The 14142-nt window shown below is 69.2% G+C and carries 13 protein-coding genes; 5 read left to right on the forward strand and 8 right to left on the reverse strand.

Features of this window, described 5'->3' with window-relative positions; all coding sequences use genetic code 11:
- Nucleotides 1-82 precede the first annotated feature (82 nt).
- Nucleotides 83-1279, reverse strand: coding sequence for an alpha-hydroxy acid oxidase (locus tag BM144_RS10435; RefSeq protein ID WP_092951911.1), 1197 nt, complete (start codon nt 1277-1279; stop codon nt 83-85).
- 117 nt (nt 1280-1396) lie between these two features.
- Between BM144_RS10435 and BM144_RS10440 the strand changes: the two genes are divergently transcribed.
- Entirely contained in the window at nt 1397-2299 is a 903-nt protein-coding gene (locus BM144_RS10440) for a LysR family transcriptional regulator (RefSeq protein ID WP_092951913.1), read from the forward strand.
- 54 nt (nt 2300-2353) lie between these two features.
- Here the strand turns inward: BM144_RS10440 and BM144_RS10445 are convergent, their stop codons facing one another.
- The 4 genes from BM144_RS10445 to apaG all read right to left on the reverse strand — a co-directional run bounded on the left by BM144_RS10445 (nt 2354) and on the right by apaG (nt 7273).
- On the reverse strand, nt 2354-3478 hold the full coding sequence (locus tag BM144_RS10445; RefSeq protein ID WP_092951915.1) for a YbdK family carboxylate-amine ligase: 1125 nt from the start codon (nt 3476-3478) through the stop codon (nt 2354-2356).
- Nucleotides 3475-4734 carry a cation:proton antiporter gene (locus BM144_RS10450; protein ID WP_092951917.1) on the reverse strand — a complete coding sequence of 420 codons (1260 nt, stop codon included), beginning with the start codon at nt 4732-4734 and terminating at the stop codon, nt 3475-3477. The genes BM144_RS10445 and BM144_RS10450 overlap by 4 nt, the downstream gene beginning before the upstream one ends.
- Nucleotides 4735-4880: 146 nt before the next feature.
- Nucleotides 4881-6866 carry a site-specific recombinase gene (locus BM144_RS10455; RefSeq protein ID WP_245783621.1) on the reverse strand — a complete coding sequence of 662 codons (1986 nt, stop codon included), beginning with the start codon at nt 6864-6866 and terminating at the stop codon, nt 4881-4883.
- Nucleotides 6863-7273: a Co2+/Mg2+ efflux protein ApaG gene (gene apaG, locus BM144_RS10460; RefSeq protein WP_092951919.1), complete on the reverse strand. Its 411-nt coding sequence runs from the start codon at nt 7271-7273 to the stop codon at nt 6863-6865. Before apaG ends, BM144_RS10455 begins: the two co-directional genes overlap by 4 nt.
- A gap of 39 nt (nt 7274-7312) precedes the next feature.
- Here apaG and rpe point away from each other — a divergent pair, with 39 nt between their 5' ends.
- The gene (gene rpe, locus BM144_RS10465; RefSeq protein ID WP_092951921.1) at nt 7313-7993 is read left to right on the forward strand and encodes a ribulose-phosphate 3-epimerase; all 681 of its coding nucleotides are present in this window, start codon (nt 7313-7315) and stop codon (nt 7991-7993) included.
- A gap of 67 nt (nt 7994-8060) precedes the next feature.
- On the opposite strand, the gene BM144_RS10470 is transcribed toward rpe, so the two are convergent.
- Complete coding sequence (locus BM144_RS10470; RefSeq protein WP_092951923.1) at nt 8061-8486, reverse strand: hypothetical protein; 426 nt, start codon at nt 8484-8486, stop codon at nt 8061-8063.
- Nucleotides 8487-8757: 271 nt separating this feature from the next.
- Between BM144_RS10470 and gph the strand changes: the two genes are divergently transcribed.
- Complete coding sequence (gene gph / locus BM144_RS10475; RefSeq protein WP_092951925.1) at nt 8758-9468, forward strand: phosphoglycolate phosphatase; 711 nt, start codon at nt 8758-8760, stop codon at nt 9466-9468.
- Between the two features lie 36 nt (nt 9469-9504).
- Here the strand turns inward: gph and BM144_RS10480 are convergent, their stop codons facing one another.
- Both BM144_RS10480 and BM144_RS10485 read right to left on the reverse strand, forming a co-directional pair.
- Complete coding sequence (locus BM144_RS10480; protein WP_092951927.1) at nt 9505-11265, reverse strand: methyl-accepting chemotaxis protein; 1761 nt, start codon at nt 11263-11265, stop codon at nt 9505-9507.
- Between the two features lie 117 nt (nt 11266-11382).
- A complete protein-coding gene (locus BM144_RS10485) occupies nt 11383-11982 on the reverse strand; it encodes a chalcone isomerase family protein (protein WP_092951929.1) in 600 nt (199 codons plus the stop codon).
- 312 nt (nt 11983-12294) lie between these two features.
- Between BM144_RS10485 and trpE the strand changes: the two genes are divergently transcribed.
- Both trpE and BM144_RS10495 read left to right on the forward strand, forming a co-directional pair.
- Entirely contained in the window at nt 12295-13794 is a 1500-nt protein-coding gene (trpE, locus tag BM144_RS10490) for an anthranilate synthase component I (RefSeq protein WP_092951931.1), read from the forward strand.
- The gene (locus tag BM144_RS10495; protein WP_092951933.1) at nt 13791-14138 is read left to right on the forward strand and encodes a chorismate mutase; all 348 of its coding nucleotides are present in this window, start codon (nt 13791-13793) and stop codon (nt 14136-14138) included. Before trpE ends, BM144_RS10495 begins: the two co-directional genes overlap by 4 nt.
- Nucleotides 14139-14142 lie beyond the last annotated feature (4 nt).

The raw sequence follows: 14142 nt of genomic DNA on the forward strand, positions 1-14142 counted from the left end.
CTGGGCCCTGGCGGCACGGCGGTCCTTGCGCCGGCACTCCAGCGCCATCCCATCCGCATGCGGGCGATGCCGCCCGTGCCGCTCAGGGGCGGCGGCGGACGATGTGGCGGGGACCGATATCCGCGCAGCACGTCGCTCCCAGCATGGCCAGATTGCGGTCGATTTCATCGCGCAGCAGGCCGATGGCGTGGGCGACTCCGGCCTCGCCCGCCACGGCGGCGGCATAGTTGAAAGGGCGTCCCACCAGCACCATGCGTGCACCCAGGGCCAGCGCCTTCAGTACGTCGGATCCGCGGCGGAAGCCGCTGTCGATGAGCACTGGGTAATCGGGCCCCAGCGCGGCCACGACGGCTTCGAGCACGCGCATCGGCGAGGCTGCGCCGTCGAGCTGGCGCCCGCCGTGGTTGGACAGCACGATGCCATCCGCGCCGGCGCCCTGCGCCCGCAGGGCATCCTCCACGCTGAGCAGCCCCTTGATCACGAGCCGCCCCTTCCAGCGCTGGCGGATCGCCTCGATGTGCGTCCAGCCGAGGTGGTCGCGCGCGGAAAAGTCGCGCAGCACGCTGGACGACAGGATGGGGGCGCCGCGCGTGGCGAACGAGTTCTCGAAATGCGGCATGCCATGGCGCATCAGGGTCCGCAGGAAAGTGCCGGCCACCCAGCGGGGCCGGGCCATGCCATCCCACGCGAGGCGCAGGCCGGGACGCAGCGGCGTGGAGAAGCCGGTCCGGATGTTGTTCTCCCGGTTGGCGGAGACGGGAATGTCCACGGTGACCACCAGCGTGCCGAAGCCGGCCCTGGACACCCGGTCGACCAGTGCGTCGATGCGCGCCTGGTCGCCCGGGATGTACGCCTGGAACCAGGTGCCGGGGCACTCCTGGGCCACCTCCTCCATCGGGACCAGCGAGGTGCCGCTCATGACCGACACGATGCCGGCCTGCCGTGCCGCCCGGGCGAGCGCGAGGTCGCCCCGGTAGACCGACAGCGCCGCGATGCCCATGGGGGCGATGCCGAACGGGCTGCTGTAGCGCTGCCCGAACAGCTCCACCGCCTGCGACCGCTGCGACACGTCGCACAGCACGCGGGTGGAAAAGGCGTATTCGTCGAAGACCGCGCGGTTGTCGCGCAGCGATGCATTGTCTTCGGCGGCGCCGGCGATGTAGCCGAAGATGGGCCGCGGCAACCGCCGGCGCGCGGCCGGCTCGAAGTCGTGCAGCGCCAGCAGGCCGCGCAGGGCGGCGGGGAGCTTTTCGGAGGAGGGCTCTGCGTAGGATGCCATGGTGGAACGCGCTCGCGGGTCGGGGGATGGCGCGAATCTAAGGGGACATCCACTTGAATAAAAGCGACTTATCTAGAATGCATTTGTTCGCCAAATGGAAATAAAGCCGCTGTCCCCATGCCCACCGTCAAACAGCTCGAGGCCTTCTGGTGGGCCGCGACCAGTGCCAACTTCGCCACGGCGGCCGAGCGTGTGCACCTTTCCGTGTCCTCGTTGTCGAAGCGCATCGCCGAACTCGAAGCGGCGCTGGGGCAACCGCTTTTCGACCGGAGCGGGCATCGCGCGGTATTGAACGATGCGGGCCGCCGGATGCTTCCCCGTGCGCTGGACGTGCTCAATGCGATGGCTGCGCTGCACGAATCGATGGATGCCGGCGCAGCGCTCGCGGGATCGTGCCGCTTCGGTGTGGGGGACCTCTCGGCGCTCACCTGGATGCCGGGCTTCGTGGCGGCGGCGCGGGCGGCGCACCCACAGCTGGGCCTCGAGCCCGTCGTGGATGTCGGCGGCGCGCTGGAGCGTCGCCTCTCGGATGGCGAGCTGGACTTCGCCGTGATCGCCGGTCGCTCTTCGCGCAGCGAACTCCTCTCGCAGCCCGTAGGCGCCGTGCATTTCCGATGGAGCGTGGCGCCCGGCTTGGCCGGTGCATCCGCTCCGGATGCCGCGGCCCTGTTGAAGGCCTACCCCCTCGTCACGCTGCCCGAAGGCGCCGGCACCACCCGGTTGCTGGACGACTGGCTGCTGGCCAATGGCGCTTCGGTGCACGAGCGCATCGCCTGCAACAGCTGGGGCGCCGTGGCGGGCATGCTCCGGCTGGGGGTGGGCACGGGCATCCTGCCGGGCCCGTGGGTGGAGGCCATGGGCCTGCGCGCGGCCCGCGCCCGCGTGCCCCTGGCACCCTTGCACTATGCCTTCCAGTGGAAGCGTGGTGACACGCGTGCGCTTATCGGGGCGATGCGCGCGCTGGTGCAGCAGTGCGTGGATTTTTCGCTGCCCCCGGGGTTCGCCGGGGCGCGCCGCTGAACATCCGCATCGGCAGGTCTGCGGCCTGCCGAGGGCCGCGAAGGCAACGCTCCGTCAGGCGGGAGCGCCCCGGAAGCGCAGCGCGGCCTGCCGGCTCACCTCGCCCAGCAACTGCTCGTTGCGCTGGCGCTCGCGCAGCCAGCGGGCATCGTTCTGGCCCGCGGCCGCCTCGCTGCGCAGCAGGTGCAGGGCGCCCGACGCGCCGGTCACCGCCGCGTGGCGCGCGATGTGGTCGATGGTCTGCAGGATGTGGTCGCGCAGCGGCATGTGCTCGCCGGTGGCCGGGTCCACGTACACCGCGTCCATGCCGAAGCGGCAGGCCTGGAAGCGGTTGTAGGTGTAGACCAGGTAGTCGTCCTCGGTGGGGGTGAACGGCTGCTCGGCCAGGAACCAGGCGCCGAGGGCCTGCACGTAGCCGGCCAGCGCGGCCGCCCGCTCGATGGTGAGCGGGGTGTCGAACACGCGGATCTCGATGGTGCCGAACTCGGGCTTGGGGCGGATGTCCCAGTAGAAGTCCTTCATGCTCTTGACCACGCCCGTGCGCGTCATCTTGTCGAAGTAGCCCTCGAAGTCCTTCCAGGTGAGCACCATGGGCGCGCGGCCCGACAGCGGGAACGCGAACACCGAGTTGAGCCGCGCCGAGTCGAACGCCGTATCCTGCCCCTGCACGTACGGGCTGGAGGCCGACATCGCGATGAAGTGCGGGATGTAGCGCGACATGCGGTGCAGCATCAGCAGCGCGGCATCGGCATCGGGGCAGCCGATGTGCACGTGCTGGCCGAAGATCGTGAACTGCTTGGAGAGGTAGCCGTAGAGCTGCGACAGCTCCTGGAAGCGCGGCTTGTCGTAGATGCGGCGCTCGTGCCACTGCTGGAACGGGTGCGTGCCCCCGCCGGCCACGGCGATGTTGAGCTTGTCGGCGCTCTTCACGAGCGCATCGCGGATCTGCGTGAGCTGGCCCAGCACCTCGCTGCCCGAATGGCAAACGCCCGTCGAGATCTCGATCATGCTGTTGGTCATCTCGGGCACCACGCTGCCGGGCAGCGGCTGCTTTTCCATGAGGCGCAGCATGTCCTCGGCGTAGGGAGCGAGGTCGTAGTTGTGCGTGTTGACGAGCTGAAGTTCCAGCTCGACGCCGAGCGTCAGCGGCTCGGAATGGTGGAAGGCTTCGAGGCTCATGGTTGCGGCTCCCGCTCTGCGTTGGCGGCGCGCGTGGCCGGCGCCCAGGGTTTGGAACTCTCTCCGGCGCGGTAGATGGCCACCGTGGCGATCACGGCGCCCAGCACTTCCATGAGCAGGATGGTGGGGAGCGCGACGCGCGCGATGAGCTGCCCGGTGGAGGCCGAGGCCACCACGAACTGCGAAGCGATCAGCAGGGCGATGGACGACATCGGCGTCATCGCGCAGCCCACCCAGAGGGCCTGGCGCCAGCTGGCGCCGCTGCCCACGTTGCCGAGCGCCACGCCCAGGGCCTTGGCCAGCAGACGCACCACGATGAGCGCCAGCACCACGCCGGCCACCGGGCCGCTCCAGTCGGCCTGTGCGGCCACCGTGGAGACCAGCACGAACATCAGCATGGTGAGCAGCGAGGCCGCCGTGCCCAACTGGCGCGGCACGGCCCATGGCCGCGGGTTGAGCTGCTTGAGCAGCATGCCGGCCAGCAGCGCGGCGAGCGGTGCGGAGCCGCCCATGTGTGCGGCCACGGCGGTGCCCGCGGCGATCAGCGTGAGCAGCAGGAATGCGGTGTTCTCGCTCGTGGGGCTCATGAAGCGCAAGGCCATGCGCAGCACCAGCGCGAGCACCGCGCCCACGATGACGGACACGCCGAGCACCACCATCACGGGGTAGACCGTGTCCATGATGCGTGCGGCGGGGCGGTTGATCAGTTCGGCCGTCGCGCTGCCCAGCGTGAGCGCATAGAGCGTGGAGAGCGTGGCGAGCACGATGGAGCGGTCGGTCACCGGGCCGGCGGCACGGGTGTCTGCCACCACGCGCGTCAGCACGGCCGGCGATGCGGCGAGCGCCACCAGCGCCAGCGGTCCGGCGGCGCGCTCGGGCACGTCGAACCAGAGCATGGCGTAGTACACGGCGAAGTACGTGAGGGCCGATTCCATGATGCTCTGCGCGAGCACCATCGGGTTGTGCCGGAACCAGCGCAGCGGGATGCGGCCGCCCGCCTCGAACAGCACGATGGCGATGCCCAGCTCCAGCAGGAACAGGCTGATGCCCTGCAGGGGCCACACCGCGCCGCTGAAGCCCAGCAGGCCCGCGACGGTGCCCACGAGCGTGTAGCCCACCACCTTGGGCAGGCCGATGTGGCGCTGGAAGAGATAGCCCGAAACGGCGGCCACTGCGAGCAGCAGCGACCACTGCACGGTGGGCAGCCCGGCCGATGGGCGCAACCACTGCGCCCAGAAACCCATGATTTCATCCATTGTTGTAATCCTTCGCTTCTCGCGGGCGGGTGCCCGCTACCCGCCCGATCCGCGCGTGGGTCCGCGCGTCCCCCGGCCGGGGCCGACCGAATGTACCTGCTGATCCGGAGGGCCTCTGTAGGACGGGCACCCCGGGCAAAGGGGTATCAGGCGGCGCGGCGGGGCACGAAGAATTGCATCGGCGCGCGGCGCAGCCGCGAGCGCAGGGCCGTGGTGATGCGGGCCCGCTCGACGCGCGTCACGCTGTGCGCGCGCAGCGCCAGCCGGAACGCCAGATAGAAGCTCACCGACACGTTGAGCGCCCCGATGAGCGGAAGGGTGGCGGCGGCCCACCAGAACGCGGGCTGGTGCAGCGTGGAGGTGCCGAGCGCGGTGAGCGCGGCACCCATTTGCCCCGTGGAGAGCGTGACGTGCCGCACATCCAGCCCCAGGCCGAAGAACGCGGCGAACGCCGGCACCAGGCCGAGCATGAAGCCCAGCGAGACGTTGGCCGCGAAGCCCGAGAGGTTGTCGCGCCAGAACCGCGCCCAGCGCGCCGCGCGCTCCGTGCCGAGCCAGCGGGTGATGCGCGGGTTGTATTGCATCGCCGAATCGAGGCGGTGCAGCACGAACCAGTTCTCCGCCCAGCCCGCGATGATGCTCGAAGCGAACAGCAGCACCCCGGTGAACGCCGCGAACAGCAGCGAGGGGCCGAAGAGCTGCAGCGAATGCAGCACGTGCCGCGCCTCGGCCGGGCTGATGGCCGGTGCGCCCGATACCCAGGCGATGCCCATGGTGATGCCCACCACGGCGGGAAAGACCACCAGCACATTGCCGAGCACCGCGGCCACCTGCGAGCGCACGAGGTGCGTGACCTCGTCCACGAACAATTCGATCGCATCGGGCGTCTGCAGCTCCTTGAGCTTCGCCGCCATGGCCGGGGCCGTCATCGCGGGCTGCTTGGTCGCCACCGTGCAATGCAGCAGCATGACCAGCACGAAGCTCACCGAATAGTTGACGCCCGCCCAGAAGCCGCCCCAGAAGCTGGAGAGCGCCAGGGCGGCGATGCCGAACTTCATGAGCGTGGTGAATGCCATCACGAACCCACCGCCGGCCGCCTTCGCCACCATGGCGCCGTACTCGGCCCCCGTGCGCGTGATGTAGTGCTCACCCGTCTCGGCGCTGCGTTCGGCCACCTTGGCCGCGAGCAGCGACGAATTGGAGGCGATGAGGGCGCGCAGGCTGCGCCGCTCGCGCCCCACGGTCACGAGCCGTGCCATCAGCCGCGCGGCGCTCGTGGCCGGCGTGGGCGAGAGCAGGCAGTCCAGCAGGTCGCGCACGCGCAGGATGCGTTCGCGCAGCTGGCGCAGCCGGAACACGAGGCCGACCGAGATGCCGTTGTCCTCGAAGTGCGCATACACGGTGGCCGCCGCCGCGCGGCACGCTTCGAGGCGCTCGCGCAGGCGCAGCACGGCGTCATCGAGGCGGTCGGTGGTGCGCAACTGGTGCAGCACCTCGACCCGCAGGCTCTCCACGTCGCGGATCAGCGCATGGAAGGGCTGCGCATCGCGCGCGGCCCCGGCCATGCGCAGGCGCAGTTCGGGCGCGAAGCCGGTCGAGAGGATCTGCCCCGCGCAATAGGTGATCGCGTCCAGCAGCGACTGCTGCCACCGGGTGGTGCCACCGGTTCCGTCGCCCGGTGCGAGCAGGGCGAGGAGCCGTTCGAGCAGAGGCTCGTCCAGCGCCGCCAGCCACTGCGCGTCGAAATCGGTCGGCAGCGCCAGCATGAAGAGTTCCGAGGCGTCGATCGTTTCGGGGCTGCCGGGCAGCAGCTTGTAGCGCAGCCGCTCGGCCATTTCGCTGGCCAGGGCCGTGCGCGGCGCGAACCCGAAATCCGCCAGCAGCGTGGTGATGTCCACCGTACCCACCAGCGTGGTCCACCACGCCTGCAGCCGGGCGCGGGCCTGGGCATCGCCTTCCGCCGCCTCCACGAAGCGCTGCAGGCGGGCCAGGGCGTCATCGACCGATCGGCGGTCGCCCCGCACCCATGCCAGGAAACCGATCAGCCACAGATGCCGCCGCGCGAGCGGCGCCGAGGGATCGAGGCTGGCCAGCAGGGATTGCGGCGAGGCGTCGCGCAGCCGCGGGCTCAATGGAGCACCCGGCCGGACAGCGGGGCGCCGCCGGAGCCGCCCCCGGAGAGGGCTTCCAGCAAGAACAGCGGCACGGGGCACTCGAAACGCTCGCCATCTTCAGCCACGCAGAAGTAGGTGCCGTGCATGCTTCCGCTGGGGGTGCGCAGCCGGCATCCGCTGGTGTACTGGAAGGCTTCGCCCGGCCGCAGCAGCGGTTGCTGGCCGACCACGCCGAGGCCCTTGACCTCTTCGGTATGGCCGCGCGAGTCGCTGATGGTCCAGTGCCGGGAGATGAGCTGCGCCGGCAGGTCGCCGGTATTGGTGACGGTGATCGTGTAGGCAAAGCTGTAGACGCCGTCTTCGGGCGTGGACTGCTCTGGCAGGTACTGGGGCTGCACCTCGGCCTGGAACTGGTACTTCGGCATGGGCGCAATAGTAATGGCGGCTGCTGCGACAATTCCGGCATGACACGCCAATTCCGAATCGCCCCCTCGATCCTGTCCGCCGATTTCGCCCGCCTGGGCGAGGAAGTGAAGAACGTCATCGCCTCCGGCGCCGACTGGGTGCACTTCGACGTCATGGACAACCACTACGTGCCGAACCTGACGTTCGGCCCCATGGTCTGCCAGGCACTGAAGCCCCATGTCGTCACGCCCGACGGCCGCCCGGCACCCATCGACGTGCACCTGATGGTGGAGCCCGTGGATGCCATCGCCGCCGCGTTCGCCGAGGCCGGCGCCGACTACATCAGCTTCCACCCCGATGCCTCGGCGCACGTGCACCGCAGCATCCAGGCCATCCGCTCCAAGGGCGTGAAGCCGGGCCTCGTGTTCAACCCGGCATCGCCGATCGACGTGCTGGACTGGGTGATCGAGGACGTCGATCTGATCCTCGTGATGAGCGTGAACCCCGGCTTCGGCGGTCAGAGTTTCATCGATTCCGCCCTGCGCAAGATCGAGGCATTGCGCAAACGCATCGACGCCAGCGGCAAGGATATCCGGCTGGAGGTGGATGGCGGCATCAAGGTGGACAACATCCGCCGTGCGGCGGATGCGGGCGCCGACACGTTCGTGGCCGGCAGCGCGATCTTCGGCAAGCCCGACTACCGCGCCGTGATCGACGCGATGCGCGCCGCCCTGGCCTGAGCCCGGACCCTACGGGCCCACACCCCCCGCAGCGGCGGCTGCCAGGGGCGTCGCGCAGGTGCTGTCCTTACTGGCTCAGCGTGCGCGGAGCGCCGGTGCCGGGAGGCGGCACCTGGACCTGCATCGTGCCTTCGCGCAGCACGCCGCCACCGGCCACGGAGCCTTCGGCCGTGCCCGACTGCACGCGCCCGATGCAGGCGCGGCGGTCTTCATCGGTCTTGAACACTTCGCAGCGCTGTGCGGCGTTGCGGGCATAGCCGTCGGTGGCGTCCTGGCTGGCCAATTGGCCGGTGCGGGACGCTTGCAGCGCGGCACCGGCTTCGCGCAGGCAGGTTTCGCGGCTCTGCGCGGTGTCTCCGCTCATGCAGGCCTGGCGGTCCTGCTGGTAGCGGTCGCGCGCAGACGCGTCGGGCGCGGCCTGCACGGCGGCGCAGGCGGCCAGCAGACAGGCGGCAGAGAGGATGCGGGGAGCAAGGGCAAAGCGATTCGTCATGGCAGGAGACCTCCGGTTTCATGGGTTGGGGGCGGGCCGGCACCTGGGTGGCCGGCATCCGGGGCTGCGTTTTCGCGGTACGGCGCGCTACGGTCGAGCGAAAACGGGTGCCCCCAGCGTAGGCGCGGGCGGCCAGGGGGTCTGTCGGACGGGCCAGACAACGGGTGTGGCCGATCCCGCACGTCCTACACTGCGGGCCCGGCTGGCACGCGGCGTGCCGGCTTCCCGGCGCCACCCCTCGGGGGCGCCTCAACCAGACGAAGAGGACGGCATGGCCGAAACTTCCGTGGCAGCGCTGACGGCGCGTGCCGATGCGGCGATCGTGGACCTGGACGGCACCATGGTCGATACCCTGGGCGATTTTGCGGAGGCGATCAACCGCATGCTCGCCGAGCTGTCCCTGCCGGCCATTGCGGCACTGGACATCGAGCGCATGGTGGGCAAGGGCTCGGAGCATCTGCTGCGCTCGGTGCTCGCCCATGTGCTGCAGGCGCTGGAGCCCTCCCGGCGCGCAGCGGAAGTCGATGCACGCTATCCCGCGGCCTGGGCCGCCTACGAACGCCACTACCTCGCCATCAATGGGAGCTGCTCGCGCGTGTTCGACGGCGTGGCCGAAGGCCTTGAAGCCCTGCGCGGCGCAGGTTTGCGGCTGGCATGCGTCACCAACAAGCCCACGGCCTTCGCCATTCCCCTGCTCGAGGCCAAGGGACTGGCCGGCTTTTTCGACCATGTGTTCGGCGGCGATGCCTTCGAGCGCAAGAAGCCCGATCCGCTGCCGTTGCTGAAGGCCTGCGAGGCGCTGGGCACGGCGCCTGCCCGCACGCTGGCCATCGGCGATTCGGTCAACGATGCACGGGCCGCCCGCGCCGCCGGGTGCCCGGTGGTGCTGGTGACCTATGGCTACAACCATGGCGAGCCCGCCCGGTCGGTCGAGGCGGATGCCCACGTGGACAGCCTGGAAGAGCTGAGTCCTCCGGTCTGATGCCCGCCTGCGGCGGTATGCCGCAGTGCTGCGGTCTCAGAAGGTCTCCCAGTCGTCGCTGTTCCCACGGGCTGGCGGCGCGGATGGCTGCGGTGTGGAAGGCAGCGCCTGGGGCGGCGACGCGGTGGCGGCAGGCACCGGCAAGGTTGTCGCCGGCTTGCGCGGCGCTTGCGGCACGCGTGTGATTGCGGCTGCCGGTGGAGCGGCTGCGGCCCTGGCGGGAGAGGGCGGCGCGGGCCGGGGTGCCGCTCCGCCTTTTTGAGGCAACCGGAATACCGCGACCGCGTCCACCATCTGCGCGGCCTGGGTGCGCAGGCTGTCGGCGGCCGCGGCGCTTTGCTCCACCAGGGCCGCGTTCTGCTGCGTGGCGTGGTCCATCTGCATGATGGCTTCGCCGACCTGCGCGACTCCCTGGCTCTGTTCCTGGCTGGCGGCGGTGATCTCGCCCACGATGTCGGTGACACGCCGGATCGCCTGCACCACTTCCGTCATCGTCGCGCCCGCCTTGTCCACCAGTTGCGTGCCCTGTTCCACGCGTTCCACGCTGGCGTTGATGAGGGCCTTGATCTCCTTGGCCGCTTCGGCGCTGCGCTGTGCAAGGGTGCGCACCTCGGCGGCGACGACGGCGAACCCCCGGCCCTGCTCGCCGGCACGGGCGGCCTCGACGGCGGCGTTGAGCGCGAGGATGTTGGTCTGGAAGGCGATGGAGTCGATCACGCCGATGATGTCCACGATCCTGCGGCTGCTGTCGTTGATGCCTTTCATCGTGTCCACCACCTCCGTCACCACGTCGCCGCCGCGGGTAGCGACCGCGCTGGCACTGGTGGCGAGTTGGTTGGCCTGCCGCGCGTTGTCGGCGTTCTGGCGCACGGTGGCGGTCATCTCTTCCATCGAGGCAGCGGTTTCCTCGAGGGCACTGGCCTGTTGCTCGGTGCGTGCGGAAAGATCGTTGTTGCCCTGGGCGATCTCGACGCTGGCGGTGGAGACGTTCTCCGCATTGCCGCGCACGCCCGCCACCACGTGGGATAGGTTCTCTTGCATGTGCCGCAGGGCATGGAGCAGTTCGGCCGCCTCGTCGCTGCCCCGCGCATCGATGGGCTGGGTGAGATCGCCCCCGGCGATCTGGCCCGCACGCGTGGCTGCCAGGCGCAAGGGGCCTGTGATCGAACGGCTCAGAAGCGCCGCAGCCAACGCCCCCAGCAGCACGGCGGCGATCCCTCCGCCGATCAGCGTCCAGCGGCCCACGGCGGCGGCATCTTCCGCCTCGCGGACGGATGCGTCGTAAAGGGCCTGCTGGCGCCGCTCCAGCTGCAGGATCGCAGCGATGTAGCGTTCGGCCAGCGGCTGGATGTCGCGGCCCAGCGATGCGGACACATCTTCACCGGCCTGCCGGCGCTTGAGCAGGGCGGAGCGGGGGCCGCGGTAGGCGTCACGCGCCGCGTCGGCCTGGGCGATGAGGCGCTTGCCTTCTTCGGTGGTGACCAGCGCCTGCAGGCGGTTGCGGGAGGCCACGGTCATTTCGGAGGTCTTGTCCATCTCCGACTGCCACGTGCCGAGGCGGGACGTGTCCGAGTCCAGCACTGCAGCGCGCGTCCGCACCCAGTTCAGCTCGACGGACTGCCGCCACTGCCAGGCCATGCGGAGTTTCTCGTTGTCCTCCATCGTGAGCTGCTGGGTCGTGTCTTCCAGCGCCTGCAGCCGCCAGACACCGATGGCCGCTATGGCCGCCGTGATGGCCAGTACGACGCCGAACGACAGCGCAAGGCGCGTGCCGACCTTGAGGTGGTGCAATGCCATGGCGGCTCCTCTTTCTCTCTGGCCTGTGGCTGAATTTGCGCCAAGATAGCCGCGGCCGTGCTGGCGGCCGGTAGAGGAATCCCGTGTTTCCAATGCAGCCGAAGTGTGCTCGGAAAGTCAGCGGGCGTGCCCCAGCAGGGCCTCCTTGAGCTTCCAGTCGGCCGGTTGCGGCCCCAGCCAGATGCCCAGCAGCGCGCTGAAGAACTCGGGCTCGCGGAAGGGCTCGCCCTGCGCCGAGCCCTTGACCGTGATGACCGTGCCGGTACCCGGAATCCAGTCCACCGTGAACCTGTCGCCGGCCGAGAGCTTGCGGTGGGCCGAGAAGATCTGGCCCATGCGCAGCACGCCCGGCACGAGCCGTGAGAACGTGGCCTTGTCGAGGTTGTCCTCGATGCCGCGCGAAAACAGCTTGCCCAGTTCCGTCGAATCGATGTCCCGCAGCATCGTGATGGACACGCGCTTGCGGCCCTGCAGCGCCATCGCTTCCTCGGCGGTGGAAACCTTGCGTTCGAGGTACAGCCCTGCCGCGTATACCTGGAAAACGGCCTTGTACCGCACCCCCGCGCCGTTGAGTACGAGCGGCACGTTGTCCAGGGTGATGGCGGGCTCGTAGGCGACGCCCGCGGCCGTGGTGACGGGCTGGGCGGAAGCGCACATGGCGGCCCCGGCCAGGATGCCTGCGATGGCCCAGGCTGCACCCCGATGCCGCAATGTCATAGCGTCTCCTGAAAAAACGAACGATCGTTCTTTTTGGGATTTTCCCCAACGGCAGGTGTCGTGCACAACAGGGTTTTCGCGCAGGGGGCTTTGCTACACTTTGCGCCCATGTTCATTCACCACGTGGTCATCACAGGTTGTAGCGACCGGGGAGCTTGGCCCTGGCGCAAGCCTGCCGCATCGAACCGCTGAAGGCTGCCGGGCCATTCCCCCGGCGCGCCACCGTGGCCCCCGCGGGGCCGAATGCAATGAACCTGGGTGGCAGCCGGGCAACGCGCCCGTTCCTGCCGACCGATCTGGAGCGATCTTTCCGTGATCACCGAACTCGAATTCAAAAGCCTGGCCAGCGAAGGCTACAACCGCATCCCCCTCATCGCCGAGGCATTCGCGGACCTGGAAACCCCCCTATCCCTCTACCTCAAGCTGGCCCATGCCCGCGATGGCGGGCGCTACAGCTTCCTGCTCGAATCCGTGGTGGGTGGCGAGCGTTTCGGGCGCTACAGCTTCATCGGCCTGCCGGCACGCACGCTGCTGCGGGCCAGCGGCTTCGGTGCGCAGGCCCGCGCCGAGGTGGTGACCGACGGGCAGGTGGTCGAAACCGCGCAAGGCAACCCGCTGGACTTCATCGCGGAGTACCAGAAGCGATTCAAGGTGGCGCTGCGGCCCGGCCTGCCGCGTTTCTGCGGTGGCCTCGCCGGGTATTTCGGTTACGACGCCGTGCGCTACATCGAGAAGAAGCTCGAAGCCAGCTGCCCGCCCGACGCGCTGGGGATGCCCGACATCCTCCTGCTGCAATGCGAAGAGCTGGCCGTCATCGACAACCTCTCGGGCAAGCTCTACCTCATCGTCTACGCCGACCCTTCCCAGCCGGAAGCGTACGCGCGCGGCAAGAAGCGGCTGCGCGAACTGAAGGAGCAGCTGAAGTACTCCGTCGCCGCACCGCAGGTGAAGCCGACCGAGAGCCATCCACCACAGCGCGATTTCTCGAAAACCGAGTACCTGGCTGCCGTGGAACGTGCCAAGGAACTGATCGCCGCGGGCGATTTCATGCAGGTGCAGGTGGGGCAGCGCATCCACAAGCGCTATACGGAGTCGCCGCTGTCGCTGTACCGCGCGCTGCGTTCGCTCAACCCGTCGCCCTACATGTATTACTACCATTTCGGCGATGCCCACGTGGTGGGGGCGAGCCCGGAGATCCTCGTGCGGCAGGAGCGCACGGACGAAGGCCAGAAGATCACCATCCGGCCGCTCGCCGGCACGCGCCCGCGTGGGGCCACGCCCGAGAAGGACAAGGCTGCCGAGGTGGAGCTGGTCAACGACCCGAAGGAGCGCGCGGAGCACGTGATGCTCATCGATCTCGCGCGCAACGACATCGGCCGCATCGCACGCACCGGTTCGGTGAAGGTGACCGAGGCCTTCGTCGTGGAACGCTACAGCCACGTGATGCACATCGTCAGCAATGTCGAGGGCCTGCTGAACGATGGCATGACCAGCATGGACGTGCTCAAGGCCACTTTCCCGGCAGGTACCCTCACCGGTGCGCCGAAAGTGCACGCGATGGAACTCATCGACCGGCTCGAACCGACGAAACGGGGGCTGTATGGCGGCGCCTGCGGATATCTGAGCTATGCGGGGGACATGGATGTGGCCATCGCCATCCGCACCGGCATCGTGAAGGATGGAACCCTCTATGTGCAGGCGGCTGCCGGCGTGGTGGCCGATTCGGTGCCCGAACTGGAGTGGAAGGAAACAGAGCACAAGGCCCGCGCGCTGTTGCGTGCCGCCGAACTGGTGGAAGAAGGACTGGAATGACCCGCGCCATTGAACGAACCCAGCAGTGCAGCAGCATGGCCGAGGTGCGCGCGCGCATCGACGCGCTCGACGACATCCTCGTGCCGCTGCTCGTCGAGCGCGGCGGCTACATGACCCAGGCAGCCCGCAACAAGCGCGACGCATCCCAGGTGCGCGACGAGGGGCGTATCGAGTTCATCGTGGACAGGGTGCGCCAACGTGCGCTGGCCGAGGGGGGCGAGCCCGATGTGATCGAGGCGATCTACCGCAGCATGATGGAGGCCTACATCGCCTACGAGCACCGGGAATTCGCGCGGCTGGAGGCGGTGGCCCAGGAGCGGAAGGGCTCCGGCGCGGCGCCCTGAAAGG

Origin of the sequence: Paracidovorax konjaci (assembly GCF_900112675.1) — a bacterium.
In the GTDB taxonomy this organism is placed as follows: Bacteria; Pseudomonadota; Gammaproteobacteria; order Burkholderiales; family Burkholderiaceae_C; genus Paracidovorax; species Paracidovorax konjaci.

Bases quoted from the DNA above. Each gene is read 5' to 3' on its own strand.
- BM144_RS10435 (WP_092951911.1), bottom strand. From the start codon at position 1,279: ATGGCATCCTACGCAGAGCCCTCCTCCGAAAAGCTCCCCGCCGCCCTG.
- BM144_RS10440 (WP_092951913.1), top strand. From the start codon at position 1,397: ATGCCCACCGTCAAACAGCTCGAGGCCTTCTGGTGGGCCGCGACCAGT.
- BM144_RS10445 (WP_092951915.1), bottom strand. From the start codon at position 3,478: ATGAGCCTCGAAGCCTTCCACCATTCCGAGCCGCTGACGCTCGGCGTC.
- BM144_RS10450 (WP_092951917.1), bottom strand. From the start codon at position 4,734: ATGGATGAAATCATGGGTTTCTGGGCGCAGTGGTTGCGCCCATCGGCC.
- apaG (WP_092951919.1), bottom strand. From the start codon at position 7,273: ATGCCGAAGTACCAGTTCCAGGCCGAGGTGCAGCCCCAGTACCTGCCA.
- rpe (WP_092951921.1), top strand. From the start codon at position 7,313: ATGACACGCCAATTCCGAATCGCCCCCTCGATCCTGTCCGCCGATTTC.
- BM144_RS10470 (WP_092951923.1), bottom strand. From the start codon at position 8,486: ATGACGAATCGCTTTGCCCTTGCTCCCCGCATCCTCTCTGCCGCCTGT.
- gph (WP_092951925.1), top strand. From the start codon at position 8,758: ATGGCCGAAACTTCCGTGGCAGCGCTGACGGCGCGTGCCGATGCGGCG.
- BM144_RS10480 (WP_092951927.1), bottom strand. From the start codon at position 11,265: ATGGCATTGCACCACCTCAAGGTCGGCACGCGCCTTGCGCTGTCGTTC.
- BM144_RS10485 (WP_092951929.1), bottom strand. From the start codon at position 11,982: ATGACATTGCGGCATCGGGGTGCAGCCTGGGCCATCGCAGGCATCCTG.
- BM144_RS10495 (WP_092951933.1), top strand. From the start codon at position 13,791: ATGACCCGCGCCATTGAACGAACCCAGCAGTGCAGCAGCATGGCCGAG.